This is a genomic window from Pseudarthrobacter sp. RHLT1-30-1, assembly GCF_059383415.1.
The window spans coordinates 14,023-37,428 of record NZ_JBWZCG010000021.1 but is presented as its reverse complement, the minus strand read 5'-3'; the positions used below and the strand labels follow the sequence as shown (position 1 = coordinate 37,428).

The following is a 23,406-nucleotide window of genomic DNA, read 5'->3' as shown; positions in this document are numbered from 1 at the left end:
TCCCCGCTGAAATGACCCCGCCATGACCTTCCACCACCTTGACTCCGCGGACGACCCCCGGGTCTCGGACTACACCCGGCTGACCGACGTGCACCTGCGCAAACTCCGGGAACCCGCCGAGGGCATGTACATTGCCGAGTCCTCCCGGGTGCTCCGCCGCGCCCTCGCGGCGGGACACCGGCCGCGCTCCTTCTTCCTCGCCGAGAAATGGCGGGAGGACCTCGCCGACGTCTTCGCGCAGTACCCGGACGTCCCCGCCTATATCGGTTCCGCCGCGCTCCTCGAGGACATCACCGGATTCCACCTGCACCGTGGCGCCATGGCGGCCATGCAGCGGCCGGACCCGGTGCCGCTGCCCGAGCTGCTCGCCGGGGCCCGCCGCGTGGCCGTGCTGGAGGACATCGTGGACCACACCAACGTCGGTGCGATCTTCCGCTCCGCCGCTGCCCTGGGCGTCGACGCCGTCCTGGTCTCGCCGCGCTGCGGGGACCCGCTTTACCGCCGCAGTGTCCGGGTCAGCATGGGCACCGTCTTCCAGGTGCCCTGGGCCCGGCTGGAGGACTGGCCCGCGGGACTGCAACTGCTCCGCGCGCAGGGCTTCACCCTGGCCGCCCTGGAACTCACCGACGACGCCGTGGACCTCGACGAGCTCGCCGCCCGCCAGCCGGAGAAGCTCGCGCTGGTGCTCGGGACCGAGGGCGCCGGGATGAGCGCCGGCACGCTCGCCGCCGTCGACCTCGCCGTGAAGATCCCGATGCGCGCCGGCGTTGACTCGCTCAATGTCGCCGCGGCGTCCGCCGTCGCCTTCTGGGAGTTGCGCCCCCGGGACTGACCTGCCGCACTGATCCGCTGTCCTGACCTGCTGCCCTGACCTGCTGCCCTGAACCCCGCTGCTGGTCAGGCGGCGGTGGCGCAGACTTTCCGCTATGATTGATAGCTGGCCGTCCGGTACATTCCGTTGGCCATCCCATTCATACCTGGCAACTGGCAAAATCCAGTTGTGCGAACAAAGGTCCAATTATGAAGTCTGATACTCACCCGAAGTACGAAGCTGTTGTTTTCAACGACCTGGCTTCCGGCGTCAAGTTCCTGACCAAGTCCACCGTGTCTTCCAAGAAGACCATCGAGTGGGAAGACGGAAACACCTACCCGGTCATCGACGTCGAAATCTCCTCCGAGTCCCACCCGTTCTACACGGGCAAGCAGCGCATCATGGACTCTGCAGGCCGCGTCGAGCGCTTCAACGCTCGCTTCAAGGGCTTCGGCGGCAAGAAGTAACCTTCTTCCTCCAAGGTCTTGTGGAAAGCCCGCACCGGTGACGGTGCGGGCTTTTTTGCGTCCTGCGCGGAACCGCACCGAACGGCCAGTCCGGCACGACCGCCGCGTGGCAGGATTAAGGCCATGACATCCCTTCACCCGATCCCCGGTTCCGGCAGCGCTGACGACGGCGGTGCGAACGACGGCGGTGCCTACCACGGCAGTGCCCGTCACCACGGCGAGTACAAGGTTCCCGGCGGAAAGCTCGTTGTCGCCGATTTCGACGTCGTCGACGGCGTGCTTGCGAATGTCTCGGTGAGCGGGGACTTCTTCCTGGAGCCGGACGAGGCGCTGCCGGAGATCAACCGTGCCCTCACCGGCCTCCCGGCGGACGCCACGGCGGCGGACATGTCCGCCGCCGTGTCAGCGGCCCTGCCTGCCGGCGCCGTCCTGTTCGGCTTTTCCGCCGGCGCCGTGGCGGTCACCGTCCGGCGCGGCCTCGCGAAGGCCACCGGCTGGGCAGACCACCACTGGAACATCATTGCGCCGTCTGTGCTGCCGACCCACGTAAACGTCGCCCTGGATGAGGTTCTGACCGAGGAGGTCGGCGCGGGGCGCCGCAACCCGACGCTGCGGTTCTGGGACTGGGAGGAACCGTCTGTAGTGATCGGCAGCTTCCAGTCGGTCCGCAACGAACTGGATCCCGCCGGCGTCGAACGTCACGGCATCAGCGTGGTCCGCCGGATCAGCGGCGGCGGAGCGATGTTCATGGAGGCCGGGAACTGCATCACCTACTCGCTGTACCTGCCGCAGACCCTGGTGGACGGCATCAGCTTCGCCGACTCCTACGGCTTCCTGGACGCCTGGGTGATGGCAGCCCTCGAGAAGCTCGGGATCAGCGCGTTTTACGTGCCGCTCAACGACATCGCCACGGAGCAAGGCAAGATCGGCGGCGCTGCGCAGAAGCGGCTCGCGAACGGCGGCATGCTGCACCACGTGACCATGAGCTACGACATCGACGCGGACAAGATGGTCCAGGTGCTGCGGATCGGCAAGGAGAAGCTCTCTGACAAGGGCACGCGGAGCGCCAAGAAGCGGGTGGATCCGCTCCGGCGGCAGACCGGCCTGCCCCGGGCCGAGATCGTCGAGGCCATGATGGAGGTCTTCGCGGAACGCTATGCCGCGACGCCGTCGGAGCTGACCGAGGCTGAGCTCGCCGCCGCGCAGCATCGGGTCGAGGCCAAGTTCGGCACCCCGGAGTGGCTGCACCGGGTCCCCTAACATCCTCACACCCCGTCGATTGCTCCGCAACTGCCGTTTAGCGCCGTCAAAAGGGCGGTGACGGAGCAACCGATGGTCAGGTCGCCGGGAGCGTCTGGGCCCTCAGGGCGCGGAGCAGGTGGCTGCGCTGTTCGATGATGATACGGCGCAGCGCCCCCGGTGCCTCCGGGTGCCCGGCCAGCCAGTCATCCGTGCGGACGATCACGGCGTGCGCCTCGGGGCGGCTGCCGTCCAGGTCCTCCCAGTACGGGAACAGGCCCCGCACGATCCGGCTGGCGATTTCGATGCTGCGCCCGGCCCAGACGTCTTCCAGGCAGTCAAAATAGCGGTTGATGAATCCACGCTGCAGCGGTGCCGGGCCGGTGCTGAACCCGGCGATCGTGGCGCTCAGCAGTTCGTTGGAGAGCGAGGCCCCGTGCACCGCCTCGCGCCAGGCAGCCTCCTTGACGGCCGCATCGGGGCGGGCCGCGAGGGCGGTGGCATGCCCGGATTTGCCGGCTGCGGTGTTGTCCCGGGCAAGTTCCCCGTCGAGCTGCCCGGCCCTGGCGTGCCCGTGGGCGGCCAGGGCGTGCCAGAGGTTCCAGCGGAGCTCTTCATCCACGGACAGGCCCGCCAGGACAGTGCTTCCGTCCAGGATGCCGCGGAGCAGGTCCAGCTGGCCCGCGTCGTAACGGCTGGCCGCGGCGACCGTGCGTGCCCACGCCAGCTGCTGGTCGGAGCCCGGGGCGGCACGCTTTAGTTCGTCCGCGGCGAGGGACATGAAGCCGCGGCGGACCGCGTCCCGCGCGGCCGCGGGCACGTAGCGTTCGATCGCCGTGGACGCGTTGCCCAGGACGTTCAGCAGCACACCGATTCCGGTTTCCGCGGCCGCGAACCGCTGCACCGCCTCCACGTAGAGGTTCGACGGCGTCACGGCGTCACGTGCCGAGTCCCAGAGGGCGGTCCAGCACAGTGCCCTGGCCATCGGATCGCTCAGCGCGCCCAGGGAGGTCCGCACGGTGGCCTCGGAGCGCGCGTCCAGCCGCACCTTGGCGTAGCTCAGGTCATCGTCGTTGACCAGCATCAGCTCCGGCCGCGCCTTCCCGGCCAGGGCCGCGATCCCGGTGCGGGCGCCGCTGATGTCGGTCTCGACGCTGTCGGTGCGGACCAGGGCGCCATCAGCGTCGCGTCCGTACAGGCCGATCCGCAGCCGGTGCGGCCGCGGCTCCTGCCGGCCCGTCGTTGGATCCTCGGCGTCCTGGATCACGGTGACGGAGCCGAACACGCCGTCGTGCTCCTCGATCTCGCTGGTCAGCGTCGAGATGCCTGAAGTCTGCAGCCATTGCCGGGCCCATTCCGAGAGGTCCCGGCCGGACGCGGCGCTGAGCGCTGCCAGCAGGTCCGCGAGCGTGGTGTTGCCGTAGGCGTGGTCCTTGAAGTAACGGCGGGAGCCGGCAACGAAGGCCTCGATGCCCACGTATGCGACGAGCTGCTTGAGTACCGAGGCGCCTTTGGCGTAGGTGATGCCGTCGAAGTTCTGCTTGGCCGCCTCCAGATCGGGGATGTCGGCAACGATCGGGTGCGTCGTCGGCAGCTGGTCCTGGACATAGGCCCAGGCTTTGCGGTTGTTGGCGAAGTTCACCCAGGCCGTGGCCCAGTCGGTGGTGCGGTCCACGCCGAGGGTCCCCATGTAGTCCGCGAAGGATTCCTTGAGCCACAGGTCATCCCACCACTGCATCGTGACGAGGTCCCCGAACCACATGTGGGCCATCTCGTGCAGCAGGGTGTTGGCGCGGGCCTGGTACTGCGAGTCGGCTGCCCGTGAGGTGAAGACGTACTTCTCCGTGAAGGTCACCAGTCCCGGGTTTTCCATGGCACCGAGGTTGTACTCGGGCACAAAGGCTTGCTCGTACTTTCCCCACGGGTACGGGAAGTCGAAGAGTTCGTTGAAGAAGTCCAGGCCATTCCGGGTGAGCTTAAACAGCGCCTCGGGGTCGAAGGACGGGGCTATCGAGGCCCGGCAGTAAAGGGCCAGCGGCACTTCGAGCCGGGTGCCGTCGTCGAGCGTCCCGCTCCAGGAGTCCTCCGCCTTGAAGTATGGGCCGGCCAGTACCGTCGTGATGTAGGTGGACATTGCCTTGGTGGCTGCGAAGTCCCACCGGCTGGTGGCCGGATCACCTGTGAGGGGCGTGCGCCCGGCGTCGGTGCCGTTGGAGGACACCTGCCAGTCCGAGGGGGCCGTGATGTGGAAGGTGAATTCGGCCTTGAGGTCGGGCTGTTCGAAGTTGGCGAAGACCCGGCGGGCGTCGGCGGGCTCGTACTGCGTGTAAAGGTAGCACTGGCGGTCGGCCGGGTCGACGAAGCGGTGCATGCCTTCTCCGGACGTGCTGTACAGCGCGGTGCCGGTGACCGTGACCTGGTTCTCCGCCCGGAGCTGGTCCAGCCGGATCCGGGAACCGTCCACGACGTCGGCGACGGCCAGTGCCTTGCCGTTGAGGAGGACGCTGTGCACCTCGCTGCTGATGAAATCCAGGAACGTGGAGGCCCCGGGCTCGCTGGCGGAGAAGCTGATGGTGCTGCGGCTCGTGTAGCCGGCGACGTCCGGATCCGCCGCCTGCCGGACGTCCAGCGAGACATCGTAGCTGTGGGTGGTGATCAGGGCGGAGCGGGTTGCGGCTTCATCACGGCGCAGGTTCTGGTTGGACACCACGCTATCTAATCATGAGGAAAGCGGCGCCCAGCCCCAGCGCGGCGATCAGCAGCCAGGACGCCAGCGCGGCCAGCAGTGCCCGGGCTCCGGTGTGCAACAGCTGCCCCACCCGGACCGCCGAGCCGAGGCCGAAGAGCGCCATCCCCAGCAGGAGGTCCTGGAGTACCGCGGCGGCGTCGAGGACGCCGGGGGCCAACCAGCCCGTCGTGCGCAGGGCTGCCAGCGCAACGAAGCCGAGCACAAACAGGGGCACGATGGGCGGCCGCTTCAGTCCGGCACCGGAGTCGGTGGTGCTGCGGTGGTGCAGCCCGCCGGCGGCGACCAGCGGCGCCAGCAGGATCACCCGGGTGAGCTTGACGACGACGGCGACCGCCAGCGCCGATGCCCCTGCCGTCTGGGCGGTGGCCACCACCTGTCCGACGTCATGCACGGAGGCGCCCGCCCAGGCGCCAAAGACCTCGGGGCTGAGTCCCAGCGGTTTGATGAGCAGCGGCAGCACGCCGATGGCCAGGGTGCCGCACAGGGTCACAAGTGCCACCGGGAGCACGGTGTCGTGCTGCCGGATCCGGCGCACCGCGGCCATCGCCCCGATTGCCGAGGCCCCGCAGATGGAAAATCCGGTGGCAACCAGCAGCGCCACCGGCGGCGGCAGCCGGAACAGCCTGCTGATGGCGTAGGTTCCGGCGAAGGCGGCCAGGACCACGCCCGTGATCAGCAGCAGCGCCGCCCAGCCGAGACCGAGCACATCCGTCAGACTGACCTTCAGGCCCAGCACTACAATCCCCGCGCGCATCAGGTGTTTGCCGGCGAAATCCAGCCCCGCCCGACCCGGCCCGGCGGTCCAGCCGGCCAGCCCCGGGACGTTCGCGGCGAGCAGGCCGGCGGTGACCGCCAGGGTCATGGCGGGGAGCACGGGAACGAGGGAATGGACCGCGAGGGCGAGCACGACGGCGGCAGCTGCCGCCAGCAGGCCCGGCACCAGGCCCGGCACCAGGTCCGGCAGCGGCCGGGCCCGGCGCATCGGTTTGGGAGTAAAAGGAGGCACGCACCTACCTTGCCGCACCAGTCCGGGAAAGCCGTCACCGGCGCGGCGGGACGCGCCCGGGCGCCCGGGCGCACACCGACGCCCACCCGGTTCTGCCGGGACCGCGTCGCTTCGCCCGGCTCTGCCCGGCCGCCGCCGCGTCGCCCGGCTGCGCCGGGGGCCGCCGCCCCACGAATTTGTTGCCGCCAGCCCACCGGCGCCGCGCGCCTGCGGGTTTGGAAATGATCTGGCAACAAAAACGTGATTGTCTAGTGAGCATGTCTGACCTATTCCAGGATTACTCCGTGGCCGCCGGGCGCACCGGCGCCTACGACGAGATGTTCACCCCCGGGCAGCAGGCCCGGAAGTCTTACGGGCAGGTTGCCGATGCGCTGCGTGAGCTCTCGCTTGCTGATGTCACGGCCCGCGCGGATTCGATGGCCCGGACCTTCCTGGACCGCGGTGTCACCTTCGACTTCGCGGGGGAGGAGCGGCCCTTCCCGCTCGACATCGTGCCCCGGGTCATCCCGGCCGACGAGTGGACGGTGCTGGAAAAGGGCGTGGCGCAGCGCGTCCGGGCCCTCGAGGCGTTCCTGAACGATGTCTACGACAAGATGGCCGTGGTCACCGACGGGGTCATCCCGCGCCAGCTCGTCACGACCAGCGCCCACTTCCACCGCCAGGTGCACGGCTTCGAACCGGCCGGCGGCGTCCGCGTCCACATCTCCGGCATCGACGTCGTCCGCGACGCCGCCGGGACCTTCCGGGTCCTGGAGGACAACGTCAGGGTCCCCTCCGGCGTCAGCTACGTCCTGGAAAACCGCCGCGCGATGGCCAAGGGCCTGCCCGAAGCCTTCGGCCAGCAGCTCATCCGGCCGGTCGAGGAGTACCCCCGGCGGCTGCTGTCCGCCCTGCGGAAGACGGCACCGTCCGGCGTCGACGACCCCACCGTGGTGGTCCTCACCCCCGGCGTCTTCAACAGCGCCTACTTCGAGCACACCCTGCTCGCCGGACTGATGGGCGTCGAGCTCGTCGAGGGCCGCGACCTCATCTGCCGCGGCAACCGCGTCTACATGCGCACCACGGCCGGCGAACAGCGCGTGGACGTGATCTACAAACGCATCGACGACGAGTTCCTGGATCCGCTCCAGTTCCGCGCCGACTCCATGCTCGGCTGCCCGGGCCTGGTCAATGCCGCCCGGGCCGGCGGCGTGACCATCGCGAACGCCGTGGGCAACGGCGTCGCCGACGACAAGCTGGTGTACAGCTACGTCCCGGACCTGATCCGCTACTACCTCAGCGAGGAACCCGTGATCGCCAACGTGGACACCTTCCGGCTGGAGGAAAAAGAAGCCCGCGAGGAGGTCCTGGACCGGCTGGCCGAACTCGTGGTCAAGCCCGTGGACGGTTCCGGCGGCAAGGGCCTGGTGATCGGCCCGGATGCCTCGCCGGACGAGCTCGAGGCCCTGCGCAAGCGCGTCATCGCGGACCCCCGCGGCTGGATCGCGCAGCCGGTCCTGCAGCTGTCCACGGTTCCCACGCTCAGCGGCGACAAATTCGGCCCCCGGCACGTGGACCTTCGCCCCTTCGCGGTCAACGACGGCGACGAGGTCTGGGTCCTGCCCGGCGGCCTGACCCGGGTGGCACTCAAGGAAGGTTCCTTGATCGTAAACTCCAGCCAGGGCGGCGGTTCCAAGGACACCTGGGTCCTGGCGGACTCCCCGGAGGTGCCGGTGGAGACCCTGCCACGCCCGGCCATCACAGTCCGCGAACGGGTCTCGGTCTGGCCCGTCGAGAGCAACTGGCGCGACAGCCAGAAGGAGCAGCAGCAATGACCCGCGGCACAACGTCGTCCCATCTCCCGCTGACCTGCGTTTTTCAGATTTCCGATGCCCTGGAGGTAACCGCGAATGCTTAGCCGGATCGCCGAGTCACTGTTTTGGATCGGACGCTACGTGGAACGGGCCGACGGCACCGCCCGGATCCTCGACGTCCACCTGGAGCGGCTCAACCACCTGCCGATGGAGGAACAACGCGCCGTCGCGCAGGAACTCCTCGCCGTGATGGGCGCCCGGGCGCAAAGCGAGGACTTCGGCCTGCCCGAACTGCTCAACGCCCTCGCCTACGACAAGCACAGCGCCACCTCCATCGCCGGCTCGCTCGGCGCGGCCCGGGAGAACGCCCGCCGCGCCCGGGAAACGGTGTCCTCCGGTCTCTGGGAAAGCCTCAACACCACGTACTACGGGCTGAACCAGCACCGCAAGGACGTCGTCGGCACCTATCGTTTCTGCAACTGGGTGCTGGAACGCACCGCCATGGTCAGCGGTCTGGCGGACACCACCGTCAGCCATGACGACAGCTGGCTCTTCCTGGTCCTCGGCCGCTCGCTGGAACGCGCCGACATGACCGCGCGGATGCTCTCCACCCGGGACGTGCTCTCCGCCGGCATGTCCTGGGTGAACATGCTCCGCTGCGCCGGCGCCTACGAATCGTTCCTGCGGACCCGCCGGGCGGCCTTCGGCGACCAGCACGCCGCCGAGTTCCTGCTGCTGGACCGGTTGTTCCCCCGGTCCATCGTGTACGCGCTGCGCGACGCCGACGAGTGCCTCGCCAAGCTGGACCCCTCGGCCCAGCGCGTCGGCTTCATCAACGACGCCCGCCGGATCGTGGGCCAGGCCCGCACCTTCCTCGAGTTCCACCGCACCGACGACCTGATGTCCGAGCTGCCGGAACACATGGAACGCGTGCAGAAAGCCGTCTCGCAGGCCTCGGACGCCATTTCCCGTAAGTACTTCAATCAGGCCGACGAACTGGCCTGGGTGGGAGAAGTTTCATGACCCGGCTGAGTATCGTCCACAAGACGGCGTACAAATACAACAAGCGGGTGACGCTCTCCTACAACGAGGCCCGCATGACGCCGCTGACGGATCCCCAGCAAGTGGTGCTGGAGTCCTCGCTGAAGGTCTCACCGTCCCAGGCGGCGCTGTCCAGCTACCGCGACTACTGGGGCACCCGCGTCACCGGCTTCGACATGCAAATGCCGCACGAACACCTCGAGGTCCTGTCCACGACCACCGTCGAGGTGCACCGTGCGGAGCGGATCCCGGCGGAGGCGGACATCGTCGGCTGGGACGTGCTGGACACCCCGGAGATCCTCAACAAGTTCAGCGACTGGATCCCGCAGTCGCAGCTCACTGGGCCCGGCACCGAAGTGCTTGGGATCATTCCGGGCGTGGTGGAGGGCCGCAATCCGCACGAGGCCGCGCTGGCGGTTTTCGAATGGATGCGCGGGGAGATGGCCTACATGCCCGGCTCCACCGGTGTCACCACCAACGCGGAGCAGGCCTGGAACCAGCGTCAGGGCGTCTGCCAGGACTTAGCGCACCTTGCCATCGGTGCGCTCCGCAGCCGCGGCATCCCGGCCCGCTATGTCTCCGGGTACCTGCACCCGCGGTCGACGGCGGCCCTCGGCGAGACGGTCGCCGGGCAGTCACACGCCTGGCTGGAATGGTGGGACGGCGAATGGCGCAGCTGGGACCCCACCAACCACAAACCTGCCGGGGACTTCCACGTCACCGTGGCGAGGGGCCGCGACTACCGGGACGTGCCCCCGCTGAAGGGCATTCTGTCCGGCGGCGGCGGCTCCGGACTCTGCGTGACCGTGGAGATCACCCGCCTGGCCTGATTCCGCCGCGGGCCTTGCGATGCGCTACCGGTTACGGCTGTTCTGAGGACTCAGGGCAGCCGTAACCGATAGCGCATCGGGGATCCGGCAGCGGCTATTCGAGTCCGGAGCGGGTAGCGTCGTCCAGCGGTGTCCACCAGGTCAGCGGCGGAACCACCTTGAACCGGCGCCCGGTAACGGTGTCCGGAGTGATCCTGACGAAGTGCTCCTTCTTGCCCGCCTGCCAGGGAAACAGCAGGAGCCCCACGGTGTCCAGGACCTCCTGCTGGTTCTGCACCGGCGCGGCCTGGCCCTTGATCACCACACTCCAGGCGATGCCGCTGTCCGCGTCGACGCCGTCGGCCTCCACTGCCACCGGGGTATCGCCGGTGGCGGCCTGGAGTTTGGTGCCGTCAGCCGTGCGGAACACCAGGGAGCCGTGGTCCACCTTGTAGTTGATCGGGAAGATGTCGGGGTGGTTGTCGACCCAGACCGCCAGCCGGCCCACGCTGACGCTGCGTAACAGCCGCCAGCATTCGTGGTGGTCAAGGTTCTCGACCTCATGGGGCCGCTGGTCTTTGCGCTGCTGTGCGCCCGGGTTTGGATCAGTACTCATGCGCGAGAGCCTACGCCAAGCGGGCGGCGGCGGGGTAGGGGAGAAGGTCACAATCCCGGGCCAGCAGTCCGACTTCTAGGGCCTTTGGCGCTGCGGCGGGGTATTCTGGCAACACCATCGTCAGTGTCGACGGTTGTTGTGTTCGTTGTAGTGAATGGGGGCCATCAGCATGCATTCCATGCAGGAACGTCCGGACCAGACTGCCGCTGGGCCCGAGCCCCAGGTTGACAGTGTGCTGAAGGGTTTCGTCTCCAGGGCCGAGGAACTGCTCCAGTCCCAGGAGCGGATGGCCGGGCTGCTGGAAGCCGTGGTCGCCGTCGCCGAGGACCTCAGCCTCGACGCAGTACTGGAACGTGTCGTGCAGTCCGCCTGCCGGCTCCTGCATGCCCGCTATGGTGCCCTGGGCGTTATCGGGGACGACCGCGCGCTCAGCCACTTCATTACCGTCGGCATCGACGAACAACTCGCCCACCGGATCGGGCCGCTGCCTACCGGCCACGGCGTCCTGGGCCTGCTGATAACCGAACCCCGCCCGATGCGGCTCCATGACCTGCGCCGACACCCGGAAGCCTACGGTTTCCCGGCAAACCATCCGCCAATGAAGTCCTTCCTCGGCGTCCCCGTGCGCGTCCGGGACGTGGTCTTCGGCAACCTGTACCTGACGGAGAAGGACGACGGCAGCGACTTCACGGCCGAGGACGAGGGGCTGGCCGTCGCACTGGCGGCCGCCGCGGGGGTTGCGATTGAAAATGCCCGGCTCTACGACGATGCCCGGCGCCGGGCGCGCTGGCTGGAAGCCTGCATGGACGTGTCCGGCCTGATGCTCAGCAGCGACCGCGACTACACCGCCAGCGGGCTGGATCCCATCGCCAACCGTGCAATGCAGGAGTCCGGTTCCCAGCTGGCGCTGCTGGTGGCCCCGGCCGCGGACGGTGAAGGCCACATCATCGCCGGCGTCGCAGGTCCACTCACTCCGCAGTTCACCGGACGCTCGCTGAAGCTGGATTCACCGCTGCTGGCGGGTGTCCTCGACGGCGGGGAGCCGCTGGTTCTCGACGACGCTTCCGCCCTGTTTGGGGAGATCGACGGCGGGATCAGCGGGCCGCTGCTGGCGGTGGCGCTGAGTACACAGGGCGCGCATCACGGGCTCCTGCTGCTGGTCCGGGACCCGGAGTCGCTGCCCTACGCCCGGACGGATATCGAAATGGGGGCGGTGTTTGGATCCCATGTGGCCCTCGCGCTGGAACTGGCCCGGGTCCACCGGCTCCGCGAGGAGCTGCTGGTCTTCACCGACCGGGACAGGATCGCCCGGGATCTCCACGACCTGGTGATCCAGCGGCTGTTCGCGGCCGGGCTGAGCGTCCAGAGCCTGACCCGCTTCACCAAGGATGAAATGGCCACCGAACGGATCCGCAACATCACCGGTGAGCTGGATGAGGCGATCCGCAGCCTGCGGGACACGATCTACTCGCTCAAGAGCAGCAGCGGCGAAACGGAATTGTTGAGCGGCCGGATCCGGCGGGTGACCCGCAGCTCCGCGAAGTCCATGCCGTTCACGCCGCGCCTGACCATCACGGGACCTGTGGACGCGGTCACTCCGGACAAGGCCGACAACGTCGTCGCCGTCGTTTCCGAGGGCCTCAGCAACGCCATCAGGCATTCCGGCGCGGATACCATCTCGGTCTCAGTGGGCGTCGTCAAGGGCAAGGTGACGGTGGTTATCACGGACAACGGTGCCGGCTTCGCCGAACCGGAAAAGCGCAGGGGCCTGGCCAACCTGGAGGACCGCGCACGGATGCTGGACGGGGAATGCACCATTACAAGCGCGCCCGACGCCGGCACCAGCCTCGAGTGGTCGGTGCCCCTTTAGCCCGGCCCCCGTTTAGCCCGGTGCCCCTTTAGCCTGCCGCTCCAGCCGCCGGCGCCGCGCGCGGGGCAGCGCAGGACCGATCCGGGTCAGCGGAGCTTGTGCATCCGGCTGCTGTCGGCGTGGCCTCCGGCCGGCACCGGAGACGTCGGGCCTGCAATGAAGACCGCGGCCTGGGTTCGGCGTTCGAAGCCGAGCTTGGCAAGCAGTGACGAGACGTAGTTCTTGACCGTCTTCTCCGCGAGGAACATTTCCGCAGCTATCTGCCGGTTGGTGAGCCCACCGCCGACCAGCTCCAGCACCCGGCGCTCCTGCGGGGTGAGTGACGACGTCCGGGGGTCCACCTCCTCGGCCTCCACCAGGCTGTCAACGATGCCGGCGGCGACGCCCTCCGCGAACAGTGACTCACCGGCGGCGGCCCGGCGAAGTGCCCCGATCAGGTCGGTGCCGCCGATTTCCTTCAGGACATAGCCGCTCGCGCCCGCCAGTACGGCGCCGCGCAGGGCCTGTTCGTCGTCGAAACTGGTCAGGATGATGCAGTTCAGCGAGGGGTCAACGGAGCGTACGTCGCGGCATACCTCAATGCCCGTGCCGTCCGGGAGCCGGGCATCGAGGACACACACATCAGGGTGAAGAGCGGGAATGCGGCGGGTTGCTTCCACGGCGGAACCCGAACTTCCCACCACGAGGAAGCCCTCACCCTCCAGGAGCTCCTGCAGCCCGCGCCTGACAAGTTCGTGGTCGTCCAGGATGAAGACGCGGATGACAGCTGGCGCCCCGTCTGGAGCCGTGGGACCTGCGTCTGCCCAAGCAATCATAATTCTCCTGTCCGGCGGCTTGCGCTGCCCTGTCTGGTGCGGTGCCCCGGTTGCTCCCCGCTGTTCAAAGGAGCGGGTCGTTCCTTGTGACTCCATTGTCGTCTATTGCCGCTGTCGCAGCTGACTCCCTCGGATTGGTTCCCAGCCTCATTCTCCGGTCCCATTACCCTGTCCCGGAGCTGATGGCCTTCCCCACGACTGCAATATTCCTCCCGGCCACCGCCACCCGGCAAGGGCCCTTGGTCCCATCGGGCGGATCCAGCCGCACCTGTCCGCATGACTTTTGGCCCTAGCCGTGCCGGCCCCCGGGCGGCATTGTAGGCTGGACTCGCCAGCCGTACGACGAAGGGATCTGCCATGACCGAAGCCAGTAACATCCACACCATTGTGGTTGGAGTTGACGGTTCCGAGGCGTCAGTTGAGGCGCTGCGCCAGGCCCAAGCCCTTGCCTTGCCGCTCTCGGCGACGCTGGTGGCGCTGGCCAGCTGGGACGTCCCTCCGGTCTACGACGGCTACGTCGCCATGGGTATCAACGACTTCGACGTACGTGCGAAGGAGATCCTGGAGGAGACGGTACAGAAAGCGTTCGGGGCGGACACCCCGGCCAACGTCGAGTCACGCCTCGTGCAGGGACACCCGCGGTATACGCTGATCGAGGCCAGCCGGGACGCCGACATGGTGGTCGTCGGACGCCGCGGCCACGGGGGCTTCGGGGGAATGCTGATCGGGTCCGTGAGTTCGGCCCTGGTGGCCCACGCCCACTGCCCCGTACTGGTTGTCCACTCCCCGGCCAAGACCAAGGCCGCCAAGTAGCCTATTCGAAGGACGCCCGGCGGGGATCGGAGAGCCGGGTGTTCCACACGTCCGGGTTGTTGACCTTGAACCTCCGCCCGGTCAGTGCCTTGGGTGAGAGCCTCAGGTAGTAGTCCTTGTCGCCGGGCTGCCACGGTTCGAGCAGCAGGGCGTCGACGGCGTCCTTCTCCTGCTGGTTCTCGATGACCTCCGCCTCGCCGCGGGCAACCACGCTCCAGGCCTGCCCTTCGTGGGCGTCATAGCCGTCGATTTCGAAGGCGACAGGTTTGGCCGTCATCGCGGCCCAAAGTTTGGTGCCGCCGGCGGTGCGGAAAACAACCGAGCGGCGCTCCAGCGCGAAGTTCACCGGAAAAATCTCCGGGTGCCCGTCGACGATCAGGGCGATCCGGCCAACGACCTCGGTAGACAGCAGCACCCAGCACTGGTCAAGGGACAGTTCGAAATCGGGCGCAGGGGTCGTCTCTGTATTCATGTGGACCCACGTTACGTACTGTCCCGGCTCCTCATTAGGGCCATAAGGCCCGTAGCCCGCACCGGCAGCGAGAGGTAGGGGCCTGGGCCCCTACCAGGGGCTCGGCTTGTAGTCCTTCAGGAAGACGCCGGACTGGTCCTCGCCCGACTCACCCATCACGATCGGGTCGTAGACGCGGGCGGCCCCGTCGACGAGGTCCAGGGGGGCGTGGAAGCCCTCCTCCATCAGGCGGACCTTGGTGTGGTGCGGGCGCTCATCGGTGATCCAGCCGGTGTCGACGGCGGTCATCAGGATTCCGTCGGCATCCAGCATCTCCTGGGCGCTCGTCCGGGTCATCATGTTCAGCGCCGCTTTGGCCATATTGGTGTGCGGGTGGCCGGGGCCCTTGTAAGCGCGGGAGAACTGGCCTTCCATGGCGCTGACGTTCACGATGTACTTCCGCCGCGCGGTGGACCGCTTCATCGCCCCGCGGAGCCGGCTGACCAGCAGGAACGGCGCGGTCACGTTGCACAACTGGACTTCGAGCATTTCGAGGGGGTCCACTTCGTCCACCACCTGGGTCCAGCTGTTGATGCCGCCCAGGTCCGGGACGAGGCCGCCGGCGTCGATCGCGGTGCCGGCAGCAATGCGCTCCAGCGATGCGGAGCCGGTGGACAGCGCCAGCGAGGTGATCGCGTCCCCGGCCAGCACCGGGTGCTCCAGGACGGTGCCCGCCAGGGCGAGCGGGTGCTTGTCGTGGGCGTGGCCGAAGGTCACGAGTTCCGGGCCGCCGTTGGCGGCCTGGAGGGCGGCGGGGAGGGGCTCGTCCTCGGCGTCGACCAGGGGCTTGTACGCGTTGCCGGAGCGGCGCACAGTCTGGGCGGCGTTGTTGATGATGATGTCCAGCGGGCCCGCGGCGTCCAGGGAGTCGGTCAGGGCCATCACCTGGGATGGATCGCGCAGGTCGATGCCGACGATCCGCAGCCGGTGCAGCCATTCGCTGCTGTCCTCCATGGCGCCGAAGCGCCGCGCCGCGTCCTTGGGGAAGCGGGTGGTGATGGTGGTGTGGGCGCCGTCGCGGAGCAGCCGCAGCGCAATGTACATGCCGATCTTGGCCCGGCCCCCGGTCAGCAGCGCCCGGCGCCCGGTCAGGTCCGTCCGGGCGTCCCGCTTGCTGTGGCTGAAGGCGGCGCAGTCCGGACACAGCTGGTGGTAAAAGGCGTCAACCTGCGTGTAGTGCTGTTTGCAGATATAGCAGGGCCGGGATTTGATCAGGTGCCCGGCGATGCTCCCGGTCGTGGAGGGGGCGAGTTTGTTGCCGCGGGTTTCGTCGTCGATCCGGTCCGGGGCCGCCGTCGCCGTCTGGGACATGACGGCGCGGTCCGCGTCAGCGATCAGATCACGTTTGCTGACCCGCCGGTGCCGTTTGACCGCCTTGAACATCTTGCCGGTGGCGCGGCGCACCAGCACGTAGTCCGGGTGCTCCTCGTCGTACGCGTGGATGCTGTTCAGGACCTTCAGGCAGGCCTGGATTTCCTCGGGGGTCAGATCTGACGGAAAATCGGGGGAGCTCATTGCCCCAATTTTACAGCCTGCGGGGAGCCCGGACCGACGCCGGTGCCGGGCTCCCGCTGCGGTGACGCCGGGTCAGGGGGCTTCGGCTGCCCGCGGGGACGCGACGCCGACGGCGGCTGCCTGGACTTCCGCCACCTTGTCCACGGATTCCCGCAGGGCGGGCCAGTTTTCCGTGGCGGCCTTGACCGCGTTCGGCACCAGGATCAGGTTGGCGGCCGACAGCGCGCGCTCGTCCTCGCTGGGTTCCGGCACGAGCTGTCCCTTCGACAGGACGGTGATGCCGGAGTCGGTGACATTGAAGCCGCGGGCGCGGTCCAGGTCGTGGTCAAGTCCGATAGCGGCGCCGGCCGGTACTTTGACGTTCTTGTCGATGATGGCGCGCTTGACGACGGCACCGGCACCAATGTTGACCTTGTCCATCAGCACCGAGTCGAGGACCCGGCTGGAGGTGCCGACGTAGACGTCGTTGGAGAGCACGGAGCCTTCCACGATGCCGCCGGAAATCACCGTGCCGCTGGCAACGATCGAATCCAAGGCCGTGCCGACAGTGTTTTTCTCGCCACGGACGAACTTGGCCGGCGGGGAGATGCTCTGCCGGGTGTAGATCGGCCATTCCGAGTTGTAGAGATTGAACACCGGGACCGGCGAGATGAGGTCCATGTGCGCGTCGTAGAACGAATCGATGGTGCCGACGTCGCGCCAGTAGGTGCGGTCGCGTTCGGTGGAGCCGGGGATCTCGTTCAGGGTGAAGTCGTAGACGCCTGCTTCGCCCTTGTCGACGAAGTAGGGGATGATGTCCCCTCCCATGTCGTGCTTGGTGTCCAACCGCTCGGCGTCAACGTGCAGGGCCTCGACGAGCGCGTCGGCGTCGAAGACGTAGTTGCCCATGGACGCGAGGAACTGGGAGGGGTCGGCGGCCAGCCCCGGCGTGGAGGACGGCTTCTCGACGAACGCCGCGATCTTCTCCGGGTTGTTTTGGTCCACTTCGATGACCCCGAACTGGTCCGCCATGTGCAACGGCTGGCGGACGGCCGCGACGGTGGCCTTGGCGCCGCTGGCGACGTGCTGGTCAACCATCTGGGCGAAGTCCATCCGGTAGACGTGGTCGGCGCCGACGACGACGACGATGTCGGGGTTGGCGTCGTGGATCAGGTTCAGGGACTGGTAGATGGCATTGGCGCTGCCGAGGAACCAGCTTTTGCCCACGCGCTGCTGCGCCGGGACCGAGGCGATGTAATTGCCCAGCTGGGTGGACATCCGCCAGGTTTCGGAAATATGGCGGTCCAGGCTGTGTGATTTGTACTGCGTCAGGACAACGATCTGCAAATAGCGGGAATTGACCAGGTTGGACAACGCAAAGTCAATGAGCCGGTAACTTCCAGCGAAGGGGACACCGGGTTTGGCCCGGTCCGCCGTCAATGGCATGAGCCGGTTTCCCTCGCCACCTGCGAGGACAATGGCCAAAACTTTCTTATTCGGCATGGTGATCGCTCCTGAACGCCTTTGTACTTCCCCAAAACAGTCCGGCACGCCCGAACGTCTTCACACTAGATCAGTTCCACCGTAACGACTACCTTGGGGTTTGTGCGTATAGACATTGTGACCAAAGAATTCCCGCCCGAAATCTATGGCGGCGCCGGGGTCCACGTGGCCGAGCTCAGCAGGGTGCTGGCCCAACACGTGGATCTGCAGGTGCGCGCCTTCGGCGCGCCCCGTGAGCCGGAATATCACGGTGCGACGGTGACGTCCTACGCCGTGCCCGAGGATCTCGGCGGGGCGAACGCCGCACTGCAGACCCTGGGGGTTGATCTGCGGATCGTCCCCGACATCGCCGGCGCGGACCTGGTGCATTCGCACACCTGGTACGCCAACATGGCGGGGCACATCGCGTCGTTGCTGCACGGTATTCCCCATGTGCTCAGTGCCCACAGCCTGGAACCGCTGCGCCCCTGGAAAGCCGAGCAGCTCGGCGGCGGCTACGCCCTGTCCTCCTGGGTGGAAAAAACCGCGTACGAAGCCGCGGCCGCCATCATCGCCGTGTCCGAGGGGATGCGCCAGGACATCCTCCGCAGCTACCCCGAGGTGGACCCGGCCAAGGTCAAGGTGGTGCACAACGGCATCGACGTGAGCCTCTGGAACCGGGACGAGGGCGACGACATCGTCCGGGCCCTTGGGATTGACCCGGCGCGGCCGAGCGTGGTCTTCGTGGGACGCAACACCCGCCAGAAGGGTGTGCCCTACCTGCTCCGTGCGGCCGCCAAGCTGCCGGCCGAGGTCCAGCTGGTGCTGTGCCTCGGTGCCGCCGACACGCCGGAACTGGCAGCGGAAACTTCCCGACTGATCGAGCAGCTGCAGACCCAGCGCAGCGGCGTGATCCTGGTGGAGCGGATGCTGCCGCGGAACGAACTCATCCAGGTCCTCAGCCACGCGACAGCGTTCGCCTGCCCGTCCATCTACGAGCCGCTCGGCATCGTCAACCTGGAGGCAATGGCCTGCGGTGCCGCCGTCGTGGCGAGCGCCACCGGCGGGATCCCGGAGGTTGTCCGGCACGGCGAGACCGGCCTGCTGGTGGACATTGAGCAGGTCACGGACGGGACCGGCACCCCGCTGGATCCGGAGAAGTTCGTCACCGAATTCGCCGCCGCCCTGACCGAGGTCGTGTCCGATCCGGCCCGGGCCCGTGCGATGGGCCAGGCCGGCCGCCGCCGGGCCGAGGAACATTTCTCCTGGGAATCCATCACCGAAACCACCCTTGAGGTGTACCGCTCGGTTCTGCCGCAGGGTTCCTGACACCGGCAGCGGAAGGGCAGAAGACTAAAGAGCAGACGACGGCGGCGGCGCCCCCGGCTGGGGGCGGCGCCGTCGTCGTCCGTAGGCAGGAGGTCGTCCGGCCGTCGTCGTCTTCCGGCGGGATCAGGCGCCGCGCTTCCTGGCTCCCTGTGCCGTGGTCCCGTGGACCTGGCGGGCCAGCAGGATTTTCTCGTCCACCGGAGCGTCGCCGCTGGCTCGCTGCGCACGGGAGTGCGCGCGGGCCTCGTCCTGGCGGACCTTCTCGGCCCCGGTGGCGATCTCGGCGCGCAGGTGCTCGGGGCCGAAGCCGAACGCGTCGACCAGGTCCAGGGCGTGCGGCCGGATCTTCACCAGCAACCGGTTGATGTAGTCGCCCACGGTGCGGGCACGCTGCATCGAAAGCCGGCCGTTCATCAGGTACCAGGACAGGTTCTCCTCGATCAGGGACAGCCCGAAGAGGTCGCGGAGCCAGGTCAGGACCTTCCGGGTGCCCGGGTCAGTGACCTTGTGCAGGGCCTCGGTGAACGCCTCCCACTGCAGCAGTTCGGCGTGCGCCTGGGCCGCTTCGATGAGCTCGTTCTGGTGGCTGTTGAACAACGCCGCCCCCTGCTGCTGGGGCAGCTTGCCGGCGCCCTTCAGGGCCGAACCGACCTCGGCGACCATGGTCTGCACCCGGTCGGTCAGCAGCGCCCGCTGGCTTGCTTCGTCCTTGATCGCGATGGCAGCCTTCTGCACCGAGCCGGTGTCCGCCATGAACTGCGCGACGCCGCGCAGGCCGGTCCGGTGGAGGGCGGCACCGGTGGCCTGGCCGACCACGTAGCGGGCGAGAACGCCGAAGTTCACGTTCCGGAATTCCTTGGCATAGTCGGCCAGCAGCCGCTTGGCAACCAGCTGCAGCAGGACGGTGTTGTCACCTTCGAAGGTGGCATAGACGTCCAGATCGGCGCGCAGCGAGGCAAAACGGTTCTCGATCAGGAAGCCGGCGCCGCCGCAGGCCTCGCGGCATTCCTGCAGGGTGTCGAGCGCGTGCCAGGTGCTGAGCGGTTTGAGCGCCGCCGCGAGGGTCTCCAGGTCCTGGCGGTCCTCGTCGGTGTCCGAGCGGCCGGAGAAGACGTCGTCGAACTTCTGCAGCAGCTGCTCGCTCGCGAAGCCGGCGGCGTAGGTCCGGGCCAGCCGGGTGAACAGCCGGCGCTGGTGCCGCTGGTAGTCCAGCAGCACTTCCTCGTCCGTCTGCGAGGAGGCGTTGAACTGGCGTCGTTCCGTGGCGTACTGGATGGCTGTTTTCAGCGCCAGCTTGGACGCCGTGACCGCCGCGCCGTCGAGCGAGACGCGGCCCTGGACCAGGGTGCCGAGCATGGTGAAGAAGCGGCGGCCCGGGCTGGCGATGGGGGAGCTGTAGCTGCCGTCGGCGTCGACGTTGCCGTACCGGTTCAGCAGGTTGGTGCGGGGGATCCGGACGTGGGTGAAGTGCAGCCGGCCGTTGTCGATGCCGTTCAGTCCGCCTTTAACACCGTCGTCTTCGCCGCCGATGCCCGGCAGGAAGTCCTTGGTGTCGGGATCGCGGAGGTCCAGGTAGAAGGCGTGGACGCCATGGTTCACATTCTTTGTTACGAGCTGGGCGAAGACGACGGCGGCCAGGCCGTCGACGGCGGCGTTCCCGATGTAGTCCTTCCACGCGGCCCGGAACGGCGTGTGCAGGACGAATTCCTCGGTGGCGGGGTCGTACGTGGCGGTCGTGGCGATGCTGGCGACGTCGGAGCCGTGTCCTGTTTCCGTCATGGCGAAGCAGCCCGGGATGTCCAGGTTCATGATGCCGGGCAGCCATTTCTGGTGGTGCTCCCCGGTGCCCAGGTGGCTGACGGCGGAGCCGAACAGGCCCCACTGCACGCCGGCCTTGATCTGCAGCGACGGGTCGGCGATGACGAGCTCCTGGAAGCCGGCCACGTTGCCGCCGTGCTCGTCGTTCCCGCCGACGGACGCCGGGAAGGCGCGGTGCACGGCGCCGTTGTCCACGAGGATCTTCAGCTGGCCGAAGGCGCGCTGGCGGTGTTCGGTGTGGGTCAGGCCCTCGGTCTTGTGCAGTTCCGGCCGACCGGCAAGGGCCCGTGCGGTGCGGCGGGTGTCGGCCCACTTTCCGAGCAGCAGCTCGCCCAGCGCCTCGACGTCGACGACGGGGGCTGCGGCCCGCGCGCCGGGCGTGCCCGGCTGGCGTTGCTTAAGAGGTGCGGGTGCCGCCTTCGAGGCCGGGGTGTTCCTGGCGGCGCCAGCACGGCGGTCGGCTAGTTCGGTCATGTCGTTTCCTTCGTTGGTTCTGACAAGGAGGTTGGTTCTGACGGGTTCGTTGGTTCTGATGGGGACGGTGGCGAAGCCGGGGCGGGCTGTTGGGCCGGGCCGGGCGCCGCGCGGAGCTCGGGTGCGATGCCGAGGCACAGCCAGTCGGTGATCTGGCGTGCCATCGCCTCCTGGTCCGGCTTGGACGGGGAGGCCGGGCTGGCGAGCCATTGTTCGCCGGCGTTCCGGACCAGGCCGATGGCAGCGTTCGGCCAGTATCCAATCACGGCCTCGCGCCCGGCGGAGTCGCCAAGGTGGTTGCGCATGGGCCGGGCGATCATGTCGCTGATCGATGCAAAGAAATGGCCGAGGGCACCCGCGGTGGCGATGGTTCCGTTCGGGGCCTCCGTCTCGCCCGGGGTGTAGCGGGTCACGAAGGTGTACACGTTGGGACTGGTTTCAGCCATTTGCAGGTAGGCGGAGACCATCGCGAACAGGCCCTCGCGGGGGGTCTGGGCGCTCTGTGCGGCCTCCTGGATGCGGCGCTGCATCTGGCTCAGCACCACTTCGCCCACAGCCTGCTGCAGTCCGGCCTTGTCCCCGAAATACCGGTAGAAGACTGATTTCGAGGTTCCCGCCGCCGCAGCGATGTCCTCCATCGAAGCGTCGCTGCCGAGCGCGTGCACCGCCTTGCGGGCCGACTTGATCAGCTCCCGGCGGCGCTCCTCCCGGTGCGACTGCCAGCGCGAGGTGCGGCCGTCCACACTGCCGGCGCTGTCGGCAACGGGGCCTGACGCGCTTCCGCCGGGAAGGCCAGTATGGGGGATGTTCACGATACCCAGCGTATCAGGTACGCTGGGTATCGGTAACCGCTTTGATCAAAGGAGACAGCCCATGTCCGTCCACGGACAGTCCGCACCCGGACCAAAGGAAACGACCCCCGCTGCGGCTGCGCCAGCAGAAGGCGGCGCCGCCACAAGCATCGGGGCGCCGCGGCTCCGCAAGGCGGTCATTGTCGGCGGCAACCGCATCCCGTTTGCCCGGACCGGCGGTGCCTACACCAAGTCCTCCAACCAGGACATGCTGACCGCGGCGCTGGACGGGCTGATCGCCCGGTTCGGCCTGCAGGACGAGCGGATCGGGGAAGTGGCCGCCGGCGCCGTCCTCAAGCACTCCCGTGACTTCAACCTGACCCGCGAAGCCGTCCTCGGCTCCGCGCTGTCCGCGGAAACCCCTGCCTACGACGTGCAGCAGGCGTGCGCCACCGGGCTGGAAACCGTCCTCGGATTGGCCAACAAGATCAAGCTGGGACAGATCGACTCGGCCATCGCCGGCGGCGTCGACTCGGCCTCGGACGCCCCCATCGCCGTGAGCGAAGGACTGCGCCAGGTGCTGCTTGACCTGAACCGCGCCAAGTCGCTCCCGCAGCGGCTTCAGGTCCTGAGCCGCCTCCGGCCCAAGGACCTCACCCCGGACGCCCCGAACACCGGCGAACCGCGCACCGGCCTGTCCATGGGCGAGCACCAGGCGCTCACCACGTCACAGTGGAAGATCAGCCGCGAGGCGCAGGATGAACTCGCCTACAACAGCCACCAAAACCTGGCCGCCGCCTACGACGCCGGCTTCTTCGACGACCTGCTCACCCCGTACCGCGGACTCAGCCGGGACTCCAACCTGCGCGGCGACACCAGCCTTGAGAAGCTGGCCACGCTCAAACCCGTCTTCGGCAAGAACCTGGGCGCCGCGGCGACCATGACGGCCGGCAACTCCACGCCGTTGACCGACGGCGCCTCCACCGTGCTGCTCGGCTCCGAGGAGTGGGCCGATGCCCACGACCTGCCCAAGCTGGCCACCGTCGTCGACGGCGAGGCGGCGGCCGTCGATTTCGTCCACGGCAAGGACGGCCTCCTGATGGCGCCGGCTTTCGCCGTGCCGCGGCTGTTGGCCCGCAATGGGCTCAGCCTTGATGACATCGACTTCTTCGAGATCCATGAGGCGTTTGCCGGTACCGTGCTGAGTACCCTGGCCGCCTGGGAGGACGAGGAGTTCGGCCGCAGCCGGCTGGGCCTGGACGGGGCCCTCGGCAGCGTTGACCGGTCCAAGCTCAACGTCAACGGGTCCTCGCTGGCGGCCGGCCACCCCTTCGCGGCCACCGGCGGACGGATCGTCGCCTCGCTCGCGAAGATGCTGCACGCCAAGGGCCGCGTGGACGGCCGCCCGGCCCGCGGCCTGATCTCCATCTGCGCCGCCGGCGGCCAGGGTGTCGTCGCCATTCTTGAAGCACACTAGG

General features: G+C 68.0%; 19 protein-coding genes. 10 read left to right on the top strand and 9 right to left on the bottom strand.

The features are described 5' to 3' along the window. The first annotated feature begins 22 nt into the window (after positions 1 to 22). The 3 genes from AC50YM_RS14855 (at position 23) to lplAB (ending at position 2,538) form a co-directional block, all read left to right on the top strand. Positions 23 to 832 (top strand): TrmH family RNA methyltransferase, encoded by an 810-nt coding sequence (locus AC50YM_RS14855; protein WP_494957722.1) that lies wholly within the window; start codon positions 23 to 25, stop codon positions 830 to 832. A gap of 188 nt (positions 833 to 1,020) precedes the next feature. Further along, complete coding sequence (locus AC50YM_RS14850) at positions 1,021 to 1,278, top strand: type B 50S ribosomal protein L31 (RefSeq protein ID WP_024365679.1); 258 nt, start codon at positions 1,021 to 1,023, stop codon at positions 1,276 to 1,278. 123 nt (positions 1,279 to 1,401) lie between these two features. Further along, positions 1,402 to 2,538, top strand: coding sequence for a lipoate-protein ligase LplAB (gene lplAB / locus AC50YM_RS14845; protein ID WP_494957721.1), 1,137 nt, complete (start codon positions 1,402 to 1,404; stop codon positions 2,536 to 2,538). 76 nt (positions 2,539 to 2,614) lie between these two features. Here lplAB and pepN read toward each other — a convergent pair whose 3' ends face one another. Both pepN and AC50YM_RS14835 read right to left on the bottom strand, forming a co-directional pair. Then, positions 2,615 to 5,224, bottom strand: coding sequence for an aminopeptidase N (gene pepN, locus AC50YM_RS14840; protein ID WP_494957720.1), 2,610 nt, complete (start codon positions 5,222 to 5,224; stop codon positions 2,615 to 2,617). A gap of 4 nt (positions 5,225 to 5,228) precedes the next feature. Further along, positions 5,229 to 6,248, bottom strand: coding sequence for a YeiH family protein (locus AC50YM_RS14835; protein WP_494957768.1), 1,020 nt, complete (start codon positions 6,246 to 6,248; stop codon positions 5,229 to 5,231). A 281-nt stretch (positions 6,249 to 6,529) separates the two neighbouring features. Here AC50YM_RS14835 and AC50YM_RS14830 point away from each other — a divergent pair, with 281 nt between their 5' ends. The 3 genes from AC50YM_RS14830 to AC50YM_RS14820 all read left to right on the top strand — a co-directional run bounded on the left by AC50YM_RS14830 (position 6,530) and on the right by AC50YM_RS14820 (position 9,936). After that, on the top strand, positions 6,530 to 8,086 hold the full coding sequence (locus tag AC50YM_RS14830) for a circularly permuted type 2 ATP-grasp protein (protein ID WP_494957719.1): 1,557 nt from the start codon (positions 6,530 to 6,532) through the stop codon (positions 8,084 to 8,086). A 75-nt stretch (positions 8,087 to 8,161) separates the two neighbouring features. After that, positions 8,162 to 9,088 carry an alpha-E domain-containing protein gene (locus AC50YM_RS14825; RefSeq protein ID WP_494891754.1) on the top strand — a complete coding sequence of 309 codons (927 nt, stop codon included), beginning with the start codon at positions 8,162 to 8,164 and terminating at the stop codon, positions 9,086 to 9,088. After that, on the top strand, positions 9,085 to 9,936 hold the full coding sequence (locus AC50YM_RS14820; protein WP_494957718.1) for a transglutaminase family protein: 852 nt from the start codon (positions 9,085 to 9,087) through the stop codon (positions 9,934 to 9,936). Before AC50YM_RS14825 ends, AC50YM_RS14820 begins: the two co-directional genes overlap by 4 nt. A 94-nt stretch (positions 9,937 to 10,030) precedes the next feature. Here AC50YM_RS14820 and AC50YM_RS14815 read toward each other — a convergent pair whose 3' ends face one another. Continuing rightward, on the bottom strand, positions 10,031 to 10,531 hold the full coding sequence (locus AC50YM_RS14815; RefSeq protein WP_494957717.1) for a pyridoxamine 5'-phosphate oxidase family protein: 501 nt from the start codon (positions 10,529 to 10,531) through the stop codon (positions 10,031 to 10,033). Positions 10,532 to 10,709: 178 nt separating this feature from the next. Here AC50YM_RS14815 and AC50YM_RS14810 point away from each other — a divergent pair, with 178 nt between their 5' ends. Then, complete coding sequence (locus tag AC50YM_RS14810; RefSeq protein ID WP_494957716.1) at positions 10,710 to 12,401, top strand: GAF domain-containing sensor histidine kinase; 1,692 nt, start codon at positions 10,710 to 10,712, stop codon at positions 12,399 to 12,401. A gap of 86 nt (positions 12,402 to 12,487) precedes the next feature. On the opposite strand, the gene AC50YM_RS14805 is transcribed toward AC50YM_RS14810, so the two are convergent. Then, a complete protein-coding gene (locus AC50YM_RS14805; protein ID WP_494957715.1) occupies positions 12,488 to 13,216 on the bottom strand; it encodes a response regulator in 729 nt (242 codons plus the stop codon). Between the two features lie 357 nt (positions 13,217 to 13,573). Here AC50YM_RS14805 and AC50YM_RS14800 point away from each other — a divergent pair, with 357 nt between their 5' ends. Then, positions 13,574 to 14,029, top strand: coding sequence for a universal stress protein (locus tag AC50YM_RS14800; protein WP_494957714.1), 456 nt, complete (start codon positions 13,574 to 13,576; stop codon positions 14,027 to 14,029). 1 nt (position 14,030) lies between these two features. Here the strand turns inward: AC50YM_RS14800 and AC50YM_RS14795 are convergent, their stop codons facing one another. The 3 genes from AC50YM_RS14795 to glgC form a co-directional block, all read right to left on the bottom strand. Continuing rightward, on the bottom strand, positions 14,031 to 14,501 hold the full coding sequence (locus AC50YM_RS14795) for a pyridoxamine 5'-phosphate oxidase family protein (protein ID WP_494957713.1): 471 nt from the start codon (positions 14,499 to 14,501) through the stop codon (positions 14,031 to 14,033). 90 nt (positions 14,502 to 14,591) lie between these two features. Beyond that, the gene (locus tag AC50YM_RS14790) at positions 14,592 to 16,055 is read right to left on the bottom strand and encodes an SDR family NAD(P)-dependent oxidoreductase (protein WP_494957712.1); all 1,464 of its coding nucleotides are present in this window, start codon (positions 16,053 to 16,055) and stop codon (positions 14,592 to 14,594) included. 72 nt (positions 16,056 to 16,127) lie between these two features. Further along, positions 16,128 to 17,543, bottom strand: coding sequence for a glucose-1-phosphate adenylyltransferase (gene glgC / locus AC50YM_RS14785; RefSeq protein ID WP_494957767.1), 1,416 nt, complete (start codon positions 17,541 to 17,543; stop codon positions 16,128 to 16,130). A 96-nt stretch (positions 17,544 to 17,639) separates the two neighbouring features. Between glgC and glgA the strand changes: the two genes are divergently transcribed. Beyond that, entirely contained in the window at positions 17,640 to 18,845 is a 1,206-nt protein-coding gene (glgA, locus tag AC50YM_RS14780) for a glycogen synthase (RefSeq protein WP_494957711.1), read from the top strand. A gap of 123 nt (positions 18,846 to 18,968) precedes the next feature. Here the strand turns inward: glgA and AC50YM_RS14775 are convergent, their stop codons facing one another. Together AC50YM_RS14775 and AC50YM_RS14770 are read right to left on the bottom strand one after the other, a co-directional pair. Beyond that, a complete protein-coding gene (locus tag AC50YM_RS14775) occupies positions 18,969 to 21,137 on the bottom strand; it encodes an acyl-CoA dehydrogenase family protein (protein ID WP_494957710.1) in 2,169 nt (722 codons plus the stop codon). After that, the gene (locus AC50YM_RS14770; RefSeq protein ID WP_494957766.1) at positions 21,134 to 21,943 is read right to left on the bottom strand and encodes a TetR family transcriptional regulator; all 810 of its coding nucleotides are present in this window, start codon (positions 21,941 to 21,943) and stop codon (positions 21,134 to 21,136) included. The genes AC50YM_RS14775 and AC50YM_RS14770 overlap by 4 nt, the downstream gene beginning before the upstream one ends. Positions 21,944 to 22,010: 67 nt before the next feature. Between AC50YM_RS14770 and AC50YM_RS14765 the strand changes: the two genes are divergently transcribed. Beyond that, positions 22,011 to 23,405 carry an acetyl-CoA C-acetyltransferase gene (locus tag AC50YM_RS14765; RefSeq protein WP_494957709.1) on the top strand — a complete coding sequence of 465 codons (1,395 nt, stop codon included), beginning with the start codon at positions 22,011 to 22,013 and terminating at the stop codon, positions 23,403 to 23,405. Position 23,406: the final 1 nt, after the last annotated feature.